Origin of the sequence: Selenomonas ruminantium AC2024 (assembly GCF_000687995.1) — a bacterium.
Lineage (GTDB): Bacteria > Bacillota > Negativicutes > Selenomonadales > Selenomonadaceae > Selenomonas_A > Selenomonas_A ruminantium_B.
The window spans coordinates 2731915-2749683 of sequence record NZ_JIAC01000001.1 but is presented as its reverse complement, the minus strand read 5'-3'; the positions used below and the strand labels follow the sequence as shown (position 1 = coordinate 2749683).

Sequence of the window (17769 nt, the reverse complement as noted above, 5' to 3'; positions counted from 1 at the left end):
AAGGAGAAGTGGCATTATGAATGACAAAGATAAAGCACCAGTGACCATAGAATCCATACTTGAGGCGGTAAAGGCCTATGAGCCTCGGGCAGACATTGCTTTGATTCAGAAAGCCTATGACCTGGCTGCCAGTGCCCATAAGGGGCAGGTGCGGGTGTCAGGAGAGGAATACATCATTCATCCCCTGCATGTGGCGGAAATCCTCACGGAACTGCATATTGATGATGTGACCATCAGCGCAGCGCTTCTGCATGATGTGGTGGAAGATACCATTTATACCAAAGAGCAGATTGCCGAGATGTTCGGCGAAGAAGTGGCCATGATTGTGGATGGTGTCACGAAACTTGGGCGCATTAAGTACAAGTCCAAGGAAGAAGTTCAGCTGGAAAATTACCGCAAGTTGTTCTTGGCCATGGCCAAGGATATTCGCGTCATCATGGTGAAGCTGGCTGACCGTCTGCATAATATGCGCACGCTCAAATACATGCGGGAGGATAAGCAGAAGCGCATTGCCAAGGAAACCATTGAAATCTATGCGCCGCTGGCGAACCGTCTGGGTATTTCCAATATCAAATGGGAGCTTGAGGACCTCTGTCTGCGTTATCTGGAACCGGAAAAATACTACGATTTGGTGGAAAACGTCAAGCAGAAGCGCAAGGAGCGGCAGGCGTTTATCGACACCGCCATTGAGCAGATTGAAAATAAAATCAAAGAGTCCAATATCAAGGCCGAAATCAAAGGCCGGGCCAAGCATTTTTACAGCATCTATAAAAAGATGCTGCGGGACAAGAAGGATATCAGCGAAATCTATGACTTGTCGGCTATTCGCGTATTGGTGGAATCCGTGCGGGACTGTTATGGAGTGCTCGGCGTAATCCATGCCATGTGGAAGCCGATTCCGGGCCGGTTCAAGGACTATATCGCCATGCCGAAGTCCAACGGCTATCAGTCCCTGCATACCACAGTTATGACCCGCGGTTATCCGCTGGAAATTCAGATTCGTACCTTCCATATGCATGAGGTGTCGGAGTTCGGTGTCGCGGCGCATTGGAAGTACAAGGAAAATGGCAAGGGCTCGACGGCGGGCGGCGCCATGGACCAGAAGATGAACTGGCTGCGGCAGATGGTGAGCCTGCAGCAGGAACTCAGCGACCCCAAGGAATATTTTGAAGCCCTCAAGGTGGATATTTTCTCGGATGAAGTGTTCGTGTTCACGCCGAAGGGCGATGTGGTGGATTTGCCCAAGGGCTCCATTCCCATCGACTTTGCTTACCGCATTCATACAGAGGTGGGGCATCACTGCGTAGGAGCCAAGGTCAATGGCAAACTGGTGCCGCTGGAGCACAAGCTCAAAAACGGCGATATCGTGTCCATTGTCACCAACAAGGCCAATAACGGCCCATCCCGCGACTGGCTCAATATCGTTGCTTCTTCGGAAACCCGCAGCAAAATCCGCTCTTGGTTCAAGAAGGAACGGCGCGAGGAAAATATCGAGCGGGGCATGGAACTTATCCGCGAGGAGGCTAAGCGCTTAGGCTATGCGCCCAAGGAGCTCTTAAAGGATGGCCGCCTGCTCGAAGTGGCTAAGAAGCTCAACATTTTGAGCGAGGATGATTTGCTGGCGGCTGTAGGCTATGGCGGTTTGGCTGTTCATGGCATTTTGACCCGTCTGGTGGAATTCCATAAGGAAGACATCAAGGAAAAGACGCCGCTGGATGTAACCCAGATGTTGTCGGCCTTGAAGCGTCCGGCCAATGGCGGCCGCAAGAGCAAATCAAGCCACGGCGTATTGGTTGAGGGCGAAAGCGGTCTGATGGTGAGACTCGCACGCTGCTGCAATCCGATTCCCGGCGACCCAATCACGGGTTATGTGACTCGTGGCCGCGGTGTGTCTGTTCATCGCACTGACTGCCCCAATGTGCTCATGGATACGGATTTGACCCGTATGATTGAGGTGAGCTGGGATGTGGGTCTTGATAAGCAGTACAAGGTGGAACTGGAAATTGTCTGCAATGACCGCAGCGGTATTCTGGCCAATGTGCTGTCGGTGCCTACGGAAATGAAGATTAACATTCACAGCATTAACGCCAACCCGAATCGCAATACCAAGACCTCTACCATCTACCTGGGACTCGATGTGAACAGCAACACCCAGGTGAAGCAGATTATCACCCGTCTGCGCCGGGTCAAGGACGTTTACAGCGTGGTAAGAAAAATGGGCAGCAATCCCAATATGTAGTTTGTCATAAAATACTTTTTCTGCTATAATGGATATATTTGATTTAAGAAGTCAAACTGTGTGTTATAAGACGGAGAACATGACGCGTTATTAGATATATGAAAGGGTAGGTTTTATGGCACAGACATTTACCATGGACGATTTGAAACAGCGCTTGCAGGCTCGCCAGCATAAGATGACGCCCCAGCGTCAGACGGTACTGCAGGTGTTCCTTGACCATCCCGGTGAGCATCTTTCCGCAGAGGATGTGTATGGCATTCTGCGGCAGGGCAGCTCGGAAATCGGTCTGGCTACGGTTTACCGCAGTCTGGAATTGCTGTCGGATTTGGAAATTCTGCAGAAGATGGAGTTCGGCGACGGCTGCAGCCGTTATGAGGTCAATACCACGAATCCTTTGGAACACCATCATCATCACCTTATCTGCACGACCTGCGGCAAGGTGACGGAGTTTGAAGACGATTTGCTGGATGAACTGGAAGGGGATATCCAGAATAAACTGGGTTTCAAAGTCCTCAATCATCAGGTGAAATTCTACGGTACATGCAAGGAGTGCCAAAAAGAAAATTGAAGGTAAGAACCTTTACACTGAACTCGAAAAAAGAAATTATATCCAAGATTACCCGGGAAGTGCTGACACTCTTTAAGGTGGAAGTCGTGGGCCGGGAAGGCGAGGCAGATTTTGCGCAGCTTTCTGTGGTCAATCATCGCCTGCCGGTAGAGGGCGAGCCGCGTGAAGGCGCGAAGGTCTGCATGGAAACCACGCTGATGCTCTTTGCAGAGGATGGCACGCTAAAAAGCTATACCCGCTGGGAATGTGGCAAAGAGGACGAGCTGGAGCGGGCGGCGGTAAACCGCACGATAAAGCTCAATCTCTACCATATCTTCTGTGAGGAACTGGGCTATGCGCCTGCCCCTTGGGGGATTCTCCACGGGGTACGTCCCACCAAAATCGTCCATCGCTGGATTGAATACGGCATGGATGAGGAAGCCATCGTCAAGCGTTTGATGACCGACTTTGCCTGCAGTGAGGAAAAGGCACGGATTATCACGCCGATGGCGTTCCGTCAGCTGCCGTTCCTCAAGACCTCGGACGAAAAGACCATCAGTATTTATGTGGGGATTCCCTTCTGTCTGACCCGCTGCCTGTATTGTTCCTTCCCGGCTAATGTACTGCCGGGGCCGAAGAAACTTGCCGAGTTTATGGCGGTGCTTAAAAAGGATATCGAGGGCGCTAAAGCGGCGGTGGAGGCACACGGCCTTAAAGTCCAGAATATCTATGTGGGCGGCGGTACGCCGACTGCTCTGCCGGACGCGGAATTCCGCACGATGCTCGGCTGGGTCTGTGATGCCTTCTATCACGATAATCTAGCCGAGTTTACGGTGGAGGCAGGCCGACCCGATAGCATTACGCCGGAAAAGATTGCGGCTATGCGGGATTTCAAGGTCACGCGCGTCAGCGTCAATCCGCAGACCATGCAGGAGCGAACCTTGAAGGTTATCGGCCGTCAGCATACGCCGGAAGCGGTTACGGAAATGTACCATGCCCTGCGGGCAGCGGGCATTCCCCATATCAACATGGATTTGATTTTGGGCCTGCCCGGTGAGACGGCGGCTGATGTGGACGATACACTGGCCAAGGTCACTGCGCTGAATCCGGACGATATCACCCTGCACGCTTTAGCCTTGAAACGCGGCTCACGCCTCAAGCTCATTATGGAAGAACGCCATGTGGACTTGCCCAGCGCAGAGGAAACGCGCAAGATGGCGGAAGTGGCCATGGGCTATATGAAGCGTTTCGGCTATGAGCCGTATTATCTTTACCGTCAAGGCTATATGGCCGGTGATTTGGAAAATATTGGCTGCTGTCATAAAGGTGCCGAAGGGATGTACAACATCCAGATTATGGAGGAACATCAGACCATTATCGGCATTGGCGGCGCCGCCACGAGCAAAGTGGTTGACTTTAAGAACAAGCGCATGAAGTCCTCATTCAACGCCAAGGATTTAGTGACATACTTGCGCGATATTGATATTTATATCGAGAAACGGCGGGCTCTTTTGGATGAAGCCTGCGCAAATTAATTAGGGGGAGTAAGACGAATGTTAACCAATGCCCCAAGAGGGACAAAGGATATATTGCCCGATACTGTCGGACAATGGACCTATGTGGAAGAAAAAATCCGTGACCTGTGTGCCCGTTATGGCTACAAGGAAATCCGTACGCCGATGTTCGAGCATACGGAGCTGTTCCATCGCGGTATCGGCGAAGGCACGGATGTGGTGGACAAGGAAATGTACACCTTCACCGACCGTGGCGACCGCAGCATTACCCTGCGTCCGGAAAACACGGCTTCGGCTGTGCGTGCCTATCTGCAGAACAAGCTCTATGGTGACAGCAGCCTGACGAAGCTTTTCTACATCGGCTCCATGTTCCGCTATGACCGTCCGCAGGCCGGCCGTATGCGCGAATTCCATCAGTTTGGTGTCGAAGCTTTAGGCGAGTCCAATCCGGCCGTGGATGCAGAAATCATCATGCTGGCTATGGATTTATTAGGTGGCCTGGGACTTAAAGACCTCAAGCTGTCCCTGAATTCCGTTGGCTGTCCGAAATGCCGTCCGGTATACCGCAAGGTTCTGCAGGACTTCTTCCGCGATAAGCTCGAAGATTTGTGCGATGACTGCAAAGACCGTTTTGAGCGCAGCCCGCTGCGTATCCTCGACTGCAAGGCTGATGCCGACAAGCCCTATATGGCTGATGCACCGAAGATTACGGACTGCCTCTGCGAGGAATGTCAGGACCATTTCCACAAGGTACAGCACTTCCTGACGGAAGCTGGCGTGGAATTTGAACTTGATGCCCGTCTCGTGCGCGGTTTGGACTATTACACCAAGACCGCTTTCGAGATTAAATATCCGCCCCTCGGTGCGCAGAGTGCCGTTGCAGGCGGCGGCCGCTACGATGGACTCATTGAGGAAATCGGCGGCAACCCGACTCCGGCTGTGGGCTTTGCCACGGGGTTGGAACGTGTGCTGCTGGCACTGGAGAAACAGAATCTCCTGCCGGAAATGGACACGCAGACCGATGCGTTCGTGGTTGCTCTGGGCGAAGAGGCGCAGGGCGCAGCCTTTAAGCTCCTGACGAAATTGCGTCAGGCAGGACTTAAAGCCGGTATGGACTATGCGGGCCGGAGCATGAAGGCCCAGATGAAGCAGGCAAACAAGGCCAACGCCCGTTTTGCCTTAATCATCGGTGAAGATGAAGTCAAGGAAGCTTGCGTACAGCTCAAGGACATGGAAAAGAGCGAGCAGGAGAAAGTTTCTTTTGATAATATAATTGAAAAGCTATGTGCTGAGGTGAAAGGTTAATGGAAACATTACAAGGCATGAAGCGCGACCATCATTGTGGCGAGCTTCGCAAGGAAAATGTAGGCACGGATGTCGTGCTGTGCGGCTGGGTTGCCCGCCGTCGTGACCATGGTGGACTCATATTCGTGGATATGCGTGACCGTTCCGGTTTTGTGCAGGTTGTCTTTGATGAAGCCAGCATGGAAGGCGGCACGTTCCACAAGGCAGAATCCCTGCGTAACGAGTTCTGTATCGCTGTTCGCGGTACGGTACGCGCCCGCAGCGAAGAAACGGTGAACAGCAACATCGAAACCGGTGAAATCGAAGTTGTCTGCACCGAGCTGCGCATTCTGAACAAGGCTAAGACGCCGCCGTTCTACATTCAGGATGGCATTGATGTAGATGAAATGCTGCGCCTGAAGTATCGCTATCTCGACCTGCGCCGCCCGGAAATGCAGAAGAACATCATTCTGCGTCACCGCGTGACGAAGATTATGCGCGATTACTTCGACCGCAACGGTTTCCTCGAAATCGAAACCCCGATGCTCTGCAAGAGCACGCCGGAAGGCGCACGCGACTTCCTCGTGCCGAGCCGTGTAAACCCGGGCGAGTTCTACGCTCTGCCGCAGTCCCCGCAGATTTTCAAGCAGATTCTGCAGGTTGCCGGTTTTGAAAAATACTTCCAGATTGTGCGCTGCTTCCGTGATGAAGACCTGCGTGCTGATCGTCAGCCGGAATTCACCCAGCTCGATATCGAAATGTCCTTCAAGAGCCAGGAAGAAATTCTGACCATTATGGAAGAAATGGTTAAGGAACTCTTTGAAAAATCCATCGGTGCCAAGGTGGAAACGCCGTTTGAACGCATGGATTGGGATACGGCTATGGATAAGTACGGTTCCGATAAGCCGGACCTGCGCTTTGATATGCCGCTCATGGACATCTCCGAGTACGTTAAAGGCTCTGACTTCAAGGTGTTCAATGCCGTTATCGAAAACGGCGGCATGGTTAAGTGCATCAAGGTGGACGGCTATGCTGACATTCCGCGCCGCCGTCTGGATGAACTCGTTAAGTTCGTACAGATTTACGGTGCCAAGGGTCTGGCCTGGATTCAGTACAGCGAAGAAGGCGTTAAGAGCCCCTTCAAGAAGTTCTACAGCGATGAAACCTTCGCTAAGATTGCGGAAGCTACTGGCGCCAAGACCGGCGACCTGCTGCTCGTTGTGGCTGACAAGCGCCTCGTTGTTGACACGGCCCTCGGCCAGCTCCGTCTTGAAATGGGTAAGGAACGCAACCTCATTGACCCGGATAAACTCCGTTTCCTCTGGGTTGTTGACTTCCCGATGTACGAATGGAGCGATGAAGAAAAACGCTGGAAAGCTATGCACCATCCGTTCACGGCTCCGCGTGACGAAGATATCGAATTCCTCGCCACTGACCCGGGCCGCGTAAAGGCTAATGCTTACGACATGGTTCTGAACGGTGTCGAAATCGGTGGCGGCTCCCTGCGTATCTATAATGCAGAACTGCAGGAGAAGGTATTCGAATCCTTGGGCCTCACGCAGGAAGAAGCACATGCGAAGTTCGGCTTCATGATGGATGCCTTCCAGTACGGCACGCCTCCTCATGGCGGCCTGGCTTTCGGTCTTGACCGTCTGGTTATGATTATGGCGAAACGCGCTTCCATCCGTGACGTAATCGCCTTCCCGAAGACGCAGAGTGCTCGTGACGTTATGTCCAACGCTCCGTCCGAAGTTGACGATAAACAGCTCCGTGAGCTGTCCATCCGTACGGCAGTAAAGAAAAAAGAAGCTAAGCAGGAAGAAAATGCTTAACTGACCAATAGAGTCCTGGTTGGGGGATAATTCCCTAACAGCGAAAAAGTCCGCTGACACTTTTGTCAGCGGGCTTTTTCGAGTTCAGTTCGTGCTAAAGATATCCTGTTCATACGTTGTCAGGGGCGAACGGGGAGTACTTTTTCTGTTTCCCGCTAAACGACCCCTTCATAAAATAGAGCTGTCCAGCTACTCGCGCCGGGCAGGCCAACGGCGCTGCTTTCAGCGTATTTGCTTAGCTGTTTCCTACAGGGGCCGGCCTTCACTGCGTTCAGGCAATCGCTCCTAACAGAAAAAGCACTCCCCGTCCGCCCCAAGTTACGGATTAGCCTATTGTCACGAATTCATTGCTCCCGTAACAAGAACATCGATGTACTTGCTGCTTGTCACCACGAAAATGCCGTCTTATACGGACATCGCTTAGGGCGGAGGTGGTGATGCTTTTCGCCGTGAAACGACTGTCCGAACGCAGTGAGGAATGGCCCACAAACGGCACAAACTAAACACTGGGTTGAACATACGCGCCGCCGGTCTTGCCCGGCGCAGGTGGCTAAAAAGCCCATACATTTGCTTGTGGGTCATTTAGTGCAACGGCGAAAAGTATTACCACTTCCGCCCAAACTGAGCTGTAACAAAAATATTTCAGCAAGAACTAACTCACAAATTGTAATTTTTTGACTTAACCTACCAGAGTTTTCTTCGATATTAACTTTAGATGGATTTGTTTGCAAAATTGTGGAGGTGATGGCATGAATGTTGATGCTTTGCAGGGGATGACCGTCTGGGCAGAGCCGAGCAAAGATATGGTGAACAGGGATAAAACGGTATTGGCAAAGGGGCAATTTAGTACCATGCTGCGGCAGTTGGAAACCGGCGGTGGAATTACCGATACCGGGGAGAGTAACGGCGAAGATACCACTACGGTGATTCAGGTTATGTCGGATGGTTCTGTGCTGATTACGCTGTATGCAGGGGATAAGCTGGTATCCCAGACTAAGACCCATGCCGCACATCCGGATAAAATTCCAACGATTCTCAGTACGCAGGTCGAAAAATCTACACCGGATAAGGCGCAAGAGCAGCTGACAGCCAGTGAACAGGCTGCGCAAATGCTGAATATGCTGTTGCAAAAATAAAATCACTGACGAAAAGAGAGCGGTTGACGCTCTCTTTTATTTGTAGTAAACTTGTCTAATGAGTGTTTAGATGCAAATTGGGGAGGTAGCGGCGTGGCCGAAAAGATTGATATACTGGGCGTTAAGGTGGATTCTGTCACCATGGCTCAGGCAGTTGCACAGGTGGAAGGTTATATGGACGAACGGAAAAATGTCCTGATTGCCACTGCCAATGCAGAGATGATTATGCGGGCAACGCATGATGAGGAATTGAAAAATATCTTAAATGATGCCGCCTTGGTCGTGCCGGATGGGGCTGGTACGGTTTGGGCTGCCCATCACTTAGGTTATGAAATGCCGGAGCGTGTAGCGGGCTTTGACCTGGCGCAGGAACTCATGCGCATTGCTCCGAGCAAGAAGCAGAAGGTATTCTTCTTCGGTTCGGCTCCCGGCGTGGCAGAGAAGGCTAAAGCCAAGGCAGAGGAACTTTATCCCGGCATTGAAATCGTAGGTACGCGTGATGGCTACTTCAAGCCCGAGGATGAACCTGCCATCATTGAAGAAATCAAGGCCGCACAGCCGGACTTGCTGCTCGCCGCCCTTGGCGTACCCAAGCAGGAAAAGTGGCTTAATGCGCACTTAAAGGAACTGGGTGTACCGGTGGCTATTGGTGTAGGTGGTACGCTGGATGTTATGGCCGGTGTCATGAAACGCGCCCCGTATTGGATGCAGAAGGCCAAGCTCGAATGGCTGTTCCGCGGTCTTTTGCAGCCGAAACGTGCAGGCCGTCTGATGGCTCTGCCGAAATTTGTGTTGAAAGTGCATGGCTATAAGTCAAATCGCGCGTAATATTTAAGAATATAAGGAGGTGGAAGCTTGACCCCTATTATTTCTGAGGGTTACCCCTTTATTGGTGCCTGCTTTTTGCTGGCGCTTCTCGTGGGCTTTTCCATTAGCCCCTATGCGGCGGTAATCCCCATTGTACTGATGTTTTATTTTTGTTATTTCTTCCGCAATCCCAAGCGGGAAATTGCGCTTGACGAAGATGTGATTCTTTCGCCGGCTGACGGTACCGTGACGGATATCGTGCCGATGGAAACGGACGAATTTGTAAAAGAGCCTTGCAACAAGGTCGTTATCTTTATGTCCGTATTCAACGTGCATGTGAACCGCAGTCCGATTCGGGGCAAAATCAAGCTGCAGAAGTATTTCTGCGGCCGTTTCCGTCCCGCTTATAAAGATACAGTGGGCTTTGAGAACGAGCACCATGTGCTCGGCATCGAAAATGAACGCATTCGTATCAGTGTAAAACAGATTGCCGGCATCTTAGCTCGCCGCATCGTGTCCTATGTGACTTTGGATGATGAAATGAAGCAGGGCGAGCTTTACGGTATGATTAAATTCGGTTCCTGCCTGGAAGTGGTAATGCCGAAAAATGTAGAAATCGCCGTGACCAAGGGGCAGAAGGTTTCTGGCGGCTTGACCGTTTTGGGGAGGATAAAAGACTGATGGATTACAGACGTTTTCTACCGAATTTATGCACGTCCATGAACCTCGTGTTTGGTATGTGCTCCATACTTTCGACCTATCATGGTGATTTGATTTGGGGCTCGATTTTCATTTTGCTGGCGCTCGTGGCCGATGGCCTTGATGGCCGCACGGCGCGTTTCTTTGGCGTGTCCAGCGAAATGGGCAAGGAAATGGATTCGCTCTGTGACCTGGGCTCCTTTGGCATTGCGCCGGCATTTTTGGCATGGGTATTCGTGTTGCAGCATCATGGCCTTTTGGGCATGGCTGTGGTGATTATCTTTGCCGTGTGCGGCATGTGGCGTCTGGCCCGCTTTAATGTCAATGCGGATGTCGTGCATGGCTATTTCATGGGGTTGGCAATTCCTGCCGGCGGCAATATCGTGGCGATGACCACCCTGCTCTTTGTGAGCTTGGGCATTGACCCGCTGGGCTTTGGCATCACTTATCCCATCATCATGGCCATTGTAGGTTATCTGATGGTGAGCCATGTGCATTACCCTAATTTCAAGGGGGATGGGGCAGAACCCATTTACCTTGTTACGAAGATTTTTGCGTTTGTGATGTTTGCCGGTATTTTGTGGCTGGGCCATGAGGCTTTGCTGCCGGCGCTGGCGGTGGCAGTATTCTGCACCTATGGCGCAGCCGGTATACTCAATACAATTATTGCACTGTTTGCAAAGGAAGGCTGATGATTTTTGACACATCCATTTGACATCATCATGGTGCCGATGCAGATAATGATTTTCCTCTTTACCTTGTATTTCTTCATCATTGGTTTCTGCGGCATGTGGCGGCGGAAAGAGAAGAAGATTAAGACTCCGAAAAAGACGTTTGCGCTCGTGGTGGCCGCGCATAATGAGTCGGCGGTTATCGGTCAGCTGGTAGAGAATCTGGGCCACCTGAACTATCCGAAGGATATGTACGATATCCATGTGGTTGCCGACAACTGTGAGGATAATACGGCCGAAGTGGCCGCGGCAGCTGGCGCCATCGTCCATGAGCGCACGCACCCGACGAAAAAGAGCAAGGGTTACGCACTCGACTGGATGTTTGACCGCCTGTTCAAGATGGACAAGGAATACGATGCCGTCTGCGTGTTCGACGCCGACAACCTCGTACATCCGCAGTTCCTGATGGAAATGAACAACCGCCTCTGCAAGGGCGATAAGGTTATCCAGTGCTATATGGATGCCAAGAACCCTTACGATACCTGGGTGGCTGGAACCTTTGCCATTGCGTTCTGGGTTATCTGCCACATTTCCCATCTGGCCAAGTCCAATATCGGCCTGTCCGCCTGCCTGGGCGGCACGGGCATGTGCTTTGACATGGAAATCCTCAAGCGCCATGGCTGGCAGGCAACCTGCCTGACCGAGGATATGGAATTTACCATGAAGTGCATGGCCGAAGGGATCAAGACCAGTTGGGCGCATGACGCCATCATCTATGATGAAAAGCCGCTGACTTTCAAGCAGTCCTGGAATCAGCGCCGCCGTTGGGCGCAGGGGCAGTTTGATGTGGGCAACCGCTTCATTCCGAAGATGCTCAAAGCTGGTTGGAAAAACAAGGACATCCGCATGTGGGACGAATGCATTTACCTCATGCAGCCGCATTTCCTGATGATTTCCACCATCTTCATCATCATCAGCTATATTCAGCTGGCGTTCCCGCCGTTCTACACGAACATCTATAACTTCATGCCGTCGCAGCTCATGACCGCCATCATGCTCGGTCAGTACATTCTGCCCATGATTATCCTCATAAAGATTCGGGCAAAATGGAAATCCTGGCTCTACATGCTGCTCTATCCCGTGTTCATCTACTCGTGGATTCCCATTATCTTCCTGGGCTTTATCCACCGCAATGAACACGAGTGGAGCCATACGAAGCACACTCGCGCCATGAGCATGGATGATATCGTGGGCAACGTGAAGAATACGAAAGACATTTTGAAGTAAATCAGCAAGCCTTCCCTTAATGGGAGGGCTTTTGTGTTATAATAATGCTATAGAGGGACGCAAGGAGAGGTAGTTATGCGTTTAATTAAAAAAATGCAAGAGCAGGAGCGCTTTTCGCCCTCCGAGCAGAACATGATCAATTACATCCTGAGCCATAAACGGGAACTGGCGAACCTTTCCATCCGGGATTTGGCGCAGAGAACCTACAGTAGTCCGGCAGGTATCTTTCGACTGTGCCAAAAACTGGGGCTCAAGGGCTACAACGAATTCAAGCTGCGTTTCATCAGCGAATTCAACCGCACGGAAAAAGCAGCGCCTTGTGAGGAAATAAAAATCAAACGTCCGATTACCTCCGTGGATAATCCGGAGGGTATTATACAGAAGATGGCCGCGTTGGAGATTGAGGCCATCGAGGAGACCAAAAACGAAATGGACATAGCGCAGGTGGTGCGCGTGGCAAAAATGATGCGTAAAGCCGCCAGCATTGATATCTATGCCTACGACCAGAACTATCATCTGGCGCAGAGCATGGTCTTTAATATGCTGCAGGTAAAATGCGTGGCCGTAGCCAACAGTTCCATGACCTCACAGCTGGCACAGGCCATGCTTTCGGATTCTACGCATCTGGCCGTTATCATCAGCCGTACAGGTATGAACAAACGCCTGCTGCGGACGGCACAGCTTTTGAAACAGCAGGGCACGAAAATCGTCCTCTTTTCCACCTCGGAAAAAACGCCGTTAGCGAAATATGCGGACGAGTTTCTCTATGTTGCCAACACGCTTGACCTTGACTATATGGACATGGGCGGCATGATTTTTTCCGTAGGGGTGCGCTATTATCAGGATGTGCTGTTCGGTCTGCTGCTGGCACAGGATTATGATGATATCGAAACATTCACCAATCGTCTCGATGATGGCATGGGCCACTTTGATGATAATGACCGTTTATGGTAACGCCAATAATTGTAAACACTGTTTCAGACAGAGCCGCGAGGCTCTATTTTTTTGTAAACAGCGTCCCGAAAGCGACCAAACCGATTGAAACACGTTATATAGCTGTGTTATATTGTCACATGTAAGACGGATTGATAATTTTTATTTGTGAAATGAAAGGAAGATCGGTATATGTCCTCAAAAGTCAGAGACTATGAAAAGCTGGCGGGCGATATCATCGCTGCCGTAGGCGGCAAGGATAATATCTCGGAAGCTGCTCATTGCGCAACGCGCTTACGGCTCGTGTTGAAAGAAACAACTGCCGACGCCAAGGAAAAGGTCAGTGCCATGGCCGGAGTCATCACCGTTGTGGAAAGCGGTGGTCAGTTCCAGGTGGTAATCGGCACCCACGTCACCGATGTTTACAAGGTAGCGGCAGAAATGCTACACCTCGAAAACAGCGAGGACGGCTCGAAAGCCTCGAAAGGCATTGCGGCTGCTGTTATCGGTGCGATTTCCGGGTGTGTATCGCCAATCGTCTATGTGCTGGCAGCCTGCGGTCTGCTGCAGGGTGCGTTAATCATCGCCACGGCCCTTTATCCTGATGTGGTGGACAATACGACCTTTCAGGTGCTGACGTATATGTCATGGACACCGTTCACTTATCTGCCGGTACTCATCGCTCTGGCTGGTTCCAAGTATTTCAAGGTGGATACGCTGCTCGCTGTACTGTGCTGCTGTGCGCTGGTGAATCCCTCCTGGGGAGAAATTGCCGGACGCATTGCCGCCGGTGAACCGCTTACCTTCATGATGCTGCCGCTGGCAGAAACCACTTACACATCCACGGTACTGCCGCCGATTATCGTTCTGGCATTATTGGTCTATGTGGAACGTTTCTTCAAACGTCACATGCCCGAAGTATTGCAGCCCATCTTCGTGCCGCTTTGCAGCTACCTGATTATGGTACCGGCTACGTTATTGGTTGTCGGCCCGATTACCTCCGGTGTTGCCCATGGCCTGTCTACGGCCTTTCAGGCGTTCTACACGCATTTGCCCTGGCTCTGTGCTATGGTCTTCGGTGCATTCTGGCAGGTATTCGTCATCTTCGGTGTACATTGGACTTTCGTGCCCATCTTCCTGACGGAATTTGAACAGGTTGGTTTCTCTACCTTGCAGGCTTTCTGCGGTATTGCCGTTTGCGCACAGGTTGGTGCGGTCTTCGGCGTCTGGTTCAAGAGCAAGAGCAAAAAGACCAAAGGCGTGGCCATGTCCGCCGGTCTTACGGGACTCTTTGGTATCACGGAACCCACCATCTACGGTATCACCTTGCCGCTCAAAAAGCCCTTTATCTGTGCCTGCATTGCTTCGGCAGCAGGTTCCCTGGCAGCTTCCTTCTTTGGCACACTTTACTATGCTTTTGCCGGTTTGGCTGGTCTGCTCACCGTGCCCAATGCCTATAACGCTGCAAATCCTACTTCCCTGACTGGTGCTGCTATTGGTACGGCCATCGCGCTCGTTGGTGCCTTTGTCCTGGTACAGCTTGTTGGCTTCGAGGAAAAGGTGGAGGAACCTGTTCTGGAAGAAAAAGAAGCCCTGCCCGCTCTGCCGTTCGAGCTGGCCAGCCCCATCAAGGGCGAAGTAAAGCCGCTGTCTGCTTGCAAGGATTTGGCTTTTGCCAGTGGTGCCATGGGCAAAGGTGTGGTCATTGAACCCACCGAAGGCAAAGTCTATGCTCCCTGTGATGGGCAGGTCATGATGCTCTTTGAAACCTTGCACGCAATCGGCCTTAAGAGTGAAAATGGCGCGGAACTGCTCATCCATGTCGGTCTGGATACCGTAAAGCTGAATGGCCAAGGTTTCAAGGCATATGTTCAGGGCGGCGATTCGGTAAAGAAAGGCGATTTGCTCATCGAGTTCGATATCGACTTCATTGAGGAAAAAGGCCTTTCGGTTACAACACCGATGGTCATTACTAACGCAGATAATTACGTAGATTTTATTCCGAGCACAGGCAATCACCTTTCCGGTGACAAAGTGCTGGATATCATTCCCGCTTAAAAAGTTTTTACATATCTCAGGAGGTTTATCATGTCATTTTCCAATGGATTCTTATGGGGCGGTGCTGTTGCTGCCCATCAGTTAGAGGGCGCCTGGCAAGAAGGCGGCAAAGGCGTGAGTGTAGCTGACGTCATGACCGTCGGCGGTTACGGCAAGCCCCGTGAAATCACCGATGGTGTACTGGAAGGCAAAATCTATCCCAATCATGATGCCATCGACTTTTACCATCATTATAAAGAAGATTTGGCGCTCATGGCGGAAATGGGCTTCAAAGCCTTCCGTACCAGCATTGCCTGGACGCGTATCTTCCCCAAGGGGGACGAGGCGGAACCCAACGAGGAAGGACTCAAATTCTACGATGACCTCTTTGATGAAATGCGCTGCTTGGGCATCGAACCTGTGGTAACGCTGTGCCACTTCGAGCTGCCTTATCATCTCGTGACGGAATACGGTGGCTTCCGCAACCGCAAGGTCGTGGACTTCTTCGTAAAATTTGCCACCACCTGTTTTGAGCGTTATAAAGACAAGGTCAAATATTGGATGACCTTCAACGAAATCAACAATCAGCGCAACACGGATGTTCCCTTCTTTGCCGTGACCAACTCCGGCTTTACTTACAAAGAAGGCGAGGACAGAAAGCTGGTTCTCTATCAGGTAGCCCACAATGAATTCGTCGCTTCGGCCAAAGCCGTAATCGCCGGCCATAAAATCAATCCCAAATTCCAGATTGGCTGCATGCTGAATATCGGCCCTGTCTACACGGAAAGCTGCCGTCCTAATGATGCCATCACCGCCATGAAGGAAATGGACAAGACCTGGTTCTTCTCCGATGTGCAGTGCCGTGGCCATTATCCGACGTACGTCCTCAAAGAATGGGAAAACAAAGGCTACAAGATTCAGATGGAAGATAACGATTTGGAAGTGCTGGACCAGGGCAAGGTGGATTACTTCGCCTTCAGCTACTATCAGACAGTCGTCGTAAGCTCCGTCAAGAAAAACGAGGATGGCGACGAATTCAGCAACGGTCTTGACAATCCCTATGTGGAAAAATCCGACTGGGGTTGGAAAATCGACCCCGTTGGTCTGCGCTACGCATTGAATCTCGTGCAGGAACGCTATGAGCTGCCCATGATGATTGTCGAAAACGGCATTGGCCTTCATGAAACTGAAGCGGACAAACAAGAAGACGGCATGATTCACGACGATGCCCGCATTGCTTACTTCCGTGCGCATATCAGCGAAGTGAAGAAAGCTGTGGAGGAAGACGGTGTTGACCTCCTGGGCTATCTGACCTGGGGCCCCATTGACCTCGTGTCTGCCGGTACCGGTGAAATGGAAAAACGCTATGGCTTTATCTATGTAGATAAAAACAACAAAGGCGAAGGCACTCTGCGCCGCGAGAAGAAAAAATCCTTCTTCTGGTACAAAGATGTCATTGCCAGCAACGGCGAAAAACTCTAACTAGAAAAATAACATATCGGAATAAAAGAACGGGAGCCGCCAAATTGACAAGTCAGATTGACATGTCAATTTGGCGGCTTTTGACATTGTCAATGTTGAAATAGCAATATTTAGGTGGTATAATCATGTGTACTTTATATGTAGGTAAGGAGTTTGATATATATGTATACGTTAAAAGTAGAGGGCGCTTTCGAGGCGGCCCATCATGTAAATGGTTATCCCGGCAAATGTGCCCGTCTGCATGGCCATAACTGGGTAGTGGAAGCTGTCGTCAAAGGCAAGGAACTGGACGAACTGGGCATGTTGGTGGACTTCAAAATCATCAAGCAGACCTTAAAGGACACGTTGGAGCATTTTGACCACCGTTATCTCAATGAGCTGGAACCCTTCAAGAACGGTGTGAATCCCACGGCAGAGAATCTTGCCCGCATTATCTTTGAGGAACTCTCCGGTCATGAAATCTTCCAGCGGGACAGCAAGCTCTCTGCCATCACGGTTTTTGAATCGCCGAAATCCAGCGTGACCTATACCGAGGATTGAGCCATGAAAGAAAATCTGATTGAAATTTTTTCCTCCATTCAGGGAGAAGGCAAGTATGTGGGTTGCCGTCAGGTGTTTGTGCGTCTTGAGGGATGCAATCTCGATTGCAGTTATTGTGACACGGAAAACGCGCCGGGCAGTCATCCGCAGTGCGAAGTGGAAACCTATGCGGGCAGCCGCGAGTTTGCCAAGCTCCCCAATCCGCGTTCGGCGGAGCAGGTGGCTATGGAAATCAACCGCCTTTGCAAGGAAGTACCTCATCAGGCTGTGAGCTTTACCGGTGGTGAGCCGCTCTTGCATGCAGACTTTATCCGCGAAGTGGCTAGGGAAGTAGAAGTGCCTGTCTTTTTGGAAACCAATGGCACGCTGTACAAACAACTGGAGAGCATCATAGACATCACCGATATTATCAGCATGGATATCAAGCTGCCAAGCATCGTGAGCCAGCCCCAGTGGGAGGCGCACAGGAAGTTTATCGAAACGGCCAAGCCCAAAGACCTTTATATCAAATTGGTGGTAGCCGACGAAACCACGGAAGAAGAATTCCGCAAGGCCATTGATTTGGTGGCAGAGACGGCACCGGAAACACTCTTTATCATCCAGCCGGTCACGCCTTACGGCGGCTGTCAGGCGGCCAGCCCGGAAAAAATCCTTATCTGCCAGAATTACGCGCTGACCAAACTCAAGGATGTGCGCGTAATTCCGCAGACGCATAAGATGATTGGGCAGATATAAAAACGCATAAATACTTACACGGCAAG

Annotated in this window: 15 protein-coding genes; all 15 read left to right on the top strand. The window is 51.1% G+C overall.

Features of this window, described 5'->3' with window-relative positions:
- Positions 1 to 16: 16 nt before the first annotated feature.
- Positions 17 to 2239, top strand: coding sequence for a RelA/SpoT family protein (locus P157_RS0113060; protein ID WP_026761392.1), 2223 nt, complete (start codon positions 17 to 19; stop codon positions 2237 to 2239).
- A 115-nt stretch (positions 2240 to 2354) separates the two neighbouring features.
- Positions 2355 to 2807, top strand: a complete 453-nt coding sequence (locus P157_RS0113055) for a Fur family transcriptional regulator (RefSeq protein ID WP_026761391.1) — start codon at positions 2355 to 2357, stop codon at positions 2805 to 2807.
- The gene (gene hemZ, locus P157_RS0113050; protein ID WP_026761390.1) at positions 2804 to 4321 is read left to right on the top strand and encodes a coproporphyrinogen dehydrogenase HemZ; all 1518 of its coding nucleotides are present in this window, start codon (positions 2804 to 2806) and stop codon (positions 4319 to 4321) included. Before P157_RS0113055 ends, hemZ begins: the two co-directional genes overlap by 4 nt.
- A gap of 18 nt (positions 4322 to 4339) precedes the next feature.
- Positions 4340 to 5605, top strand: a complete 1266-nt coding sequence (hisS, locus tag P157_RS0113045; protein WP_026761389.1) for a histidine--tRNA ligase — start codon at positions 4340 to 4342, stop codon at positions 5603 to 5605.
- A complete protein-coding gene (gene aspS / locus P157_RS0113040) occupies positions 5605 to 7416 on the top strand; it encodes an aspartate--tRNA ligase (protein ID WP_026761388.1) in 1812 nt (603 codons plus the stop codon). Before hisS ends, aspS begins: the two co-directional genes overlap by 1 nt.
- 749 nt (positions 7417 to 8165) lie before the next feature.
- Complete coding sequence (locus P157_RS14645; protein WP_051598636.1) at positions 8166 to 8552, top strand: hypothetical protein; 387 nt, start codon at positions 8166 to 8168, stop codon at positions 8550 to 8552.
- Positions 8553 to 8693: 141 nt separating this feature from the next.
- Positions 8694 to 9380 (top strand): WecB/TagA/CpsF family glycosyltransferase, encoded by a 687-nt coding sequence (locus tag P157_RS0113030; protein ID WP_419185410.1) that lies wholly within the window; start codon positions 8694 to 8696, stop codon positions 9378 to 9380.
- 27 nt (positions 9381 to 9407) lie between these two features.
- The gene (locus P157_RS0113025; RefSeq protein ID WP_026761386.1) at positions 9408 to 10040 is read left to right on the top strand and encodes a phosphatidylserine decarboxylase family protein; all 633 of its coding nucleotides are present in this window, start codon (positions 9408 to 9410) and stop codon (positions 10038 to 10040) included.
- Positions 10040 to 10750, top strand: a complete 711-nt coding sequence (pssA, locus tag P157_RS0113020) for a CDP-diacylglycerol--serine O-phosphatidyltransferase (protein ID WP_026761385.1) — start codon at positions 10040 to 10042, stop codon at positions 10748 to 10750. The genes P157_RS0113025 and pssA overlap by 1 nt, the downstream gene beginning before the upstream one ends.
- A 30-nt stretch (positions 10751 to 10780) precedes the next feature.
- Positions 10781 to 12016 carry a glycosyltransferase family 2 protein gene (locus P157_RS0113015; RefSeq protein ID WP_051598680.1) on the top strand — a complete coding sequence of 412 codons (1236 nt, stop codon included), beginning with the start codon at positions 10781 to 10783 and terminating at the stop codon, positions 12014 to 12016.
- A 75-nt stretch (positions 12017 to 12091) separates the two neighbouring features.
- Positions 12092 to 12970: a MurR/RpiR family transcriptional regulator gene (locus tag P157_RS0113010; protein ID WP_026761383.1), complete on the top strand. Its 879-nt coding sequence runs from the start codon at positions 12092 to 12094 to the stop codon at positions 12968 to 12970.
- Between the two features lie 171 nt (positions 12971 to 13141).
- Positions 13142 to 15007, top strand: coding sequence for a beta-glucoside-specific PTS transporter subunit IIABC (locus P157_RS0113005; protein ID WP_026761382.1), 1866 nt, complete (start codon positions 13142 to 13144; stop codon positions 15005 to 15007).
- Positions 15008 to 15037: 30 nt separating this feature from the next.
- Positions 15038 to 16468 carry a 6-phospho-beta-glucosidase gene (locus P157_RS0113000; RefSeq protein WP_026761381.1) on the top strand — a complete coding sequence of 477 codons (1431 nt, stop codon included), beginning with the start codon at positions 15038 to 15040 and terminating at the stop codon, positions 16466 to 16468.
- A gap of 162 nt (positions 16469 to 16630) precedes the next feature.
- Entirely contained in the window at positions 16631 to 17008 is a 378-nt protein-coding gene (queD, locus tag P157_RS0112995) for a 6-carboxytetrahydropterin synthase QueD (RefSeq protein WP_026761380.1), read from the top strand.
- A gap of 3 nt (positions 17009 to 17011) precedes the next feature.
- Positions 17012 to 17743, top strand: coding sequence for a 7-carboxy-7-deazaguanine synthase QueE (locus P157_RS0112990; protein WP_026761379.1), 732 nt, complete (start codon positions 17012 to 17014; stop codon positions 17741 to 17743).
- Positions 17744 to 17769: the final 26 nt, after the last annotated feature.

Bases quoted from the DNA above. Each gene is read 5' to 3' on its own strand.
- P157_RS0113060 (WP_026761392.1), top strand. From the start codon at position 17: ATGAATGACAAAGATAAAGCACCAGTGACCATAGAATCCATACTTGAG.
- P157_RS0113055 (WP_026761391.1), top strand. From the start codon at position 2,355: ATGGCACAGACATTTACCATGGACGATTTGAAACAGCGCTTGCAGGCT.
- hisS (WP_026761389.1), top strand. From the start codon at position 4,340: ATGTTAACCAATGCCCCAAGAGGGACAAAGGATATATTGCCCGATACT.
- aspS (WP_026761388.1), top strand. From the start codon at position 5,605: ATGGAAACATTACAAGGCATGAAGCGCGACCATCATTGTGGCGAGCTT.
- P157_RS14645 (WP_051598636.1), top strand. From the start codon at position 8,166: ATGAATGTTGATGCTTTGCAGGGGATGACCGTCTGGGCAGAGCCGAGC.
- P157_RS0113030 (WP_419185410.1), top strand. From the start codon at position 8,694: ATGGCTCAGGCAGTTGCACAGGTGGAAGGTTATATGGACGAACGGAAA.
- pssA (WP_026761385.1), top strand. From the start codon at position 10,040: ATGGATTACAGACGTTTTCTACCGAATTTATGCACGTCCATGAACCTC.
- P157_RS0113015 (WP_051598680.1), top strand. From the start codon at position 10,781: ATGGTGCCGATGCAGATAATGATTTTCCTCTTTACCTTGTATTTCTTC.
- P157_RS0113010 (WP_026761383.1), top strand. From the start codon at position 12,092: ATGCGTTTAATTAAAAAAATGCAAGAGCAGGAGCGCTTTTCGCCCTCC.
- P157_RS0113005 (WP_026761382.1), top strand. From the start codon at position 13,142: ATGTCCTCAAAAGTCAGAGACTATGAAAAGCTGGCGGGCGATATCATC.
- P157_RS0113000 (WP_026761381.1), top strand. From the start codon at position 15,038: ATGTCATTTTCCAATGGATTCTTATGGGGCGGTGCTGTTGCTGCCCAT.
- queD (WP_026761380.1), top strand. From the start codon at position 16,631: ATGTATACGTTAAAAGTAGAGGGCGCTTTCGAGGCGGCCCATCATGTA.
- P157_RS0112990 (WP_026761379.1), top strand. From the start codon at position 17,012: ATGAAAGAAAATCTGATTGAAATTTTTTCCTCCATTCAGGGAGAAGGC.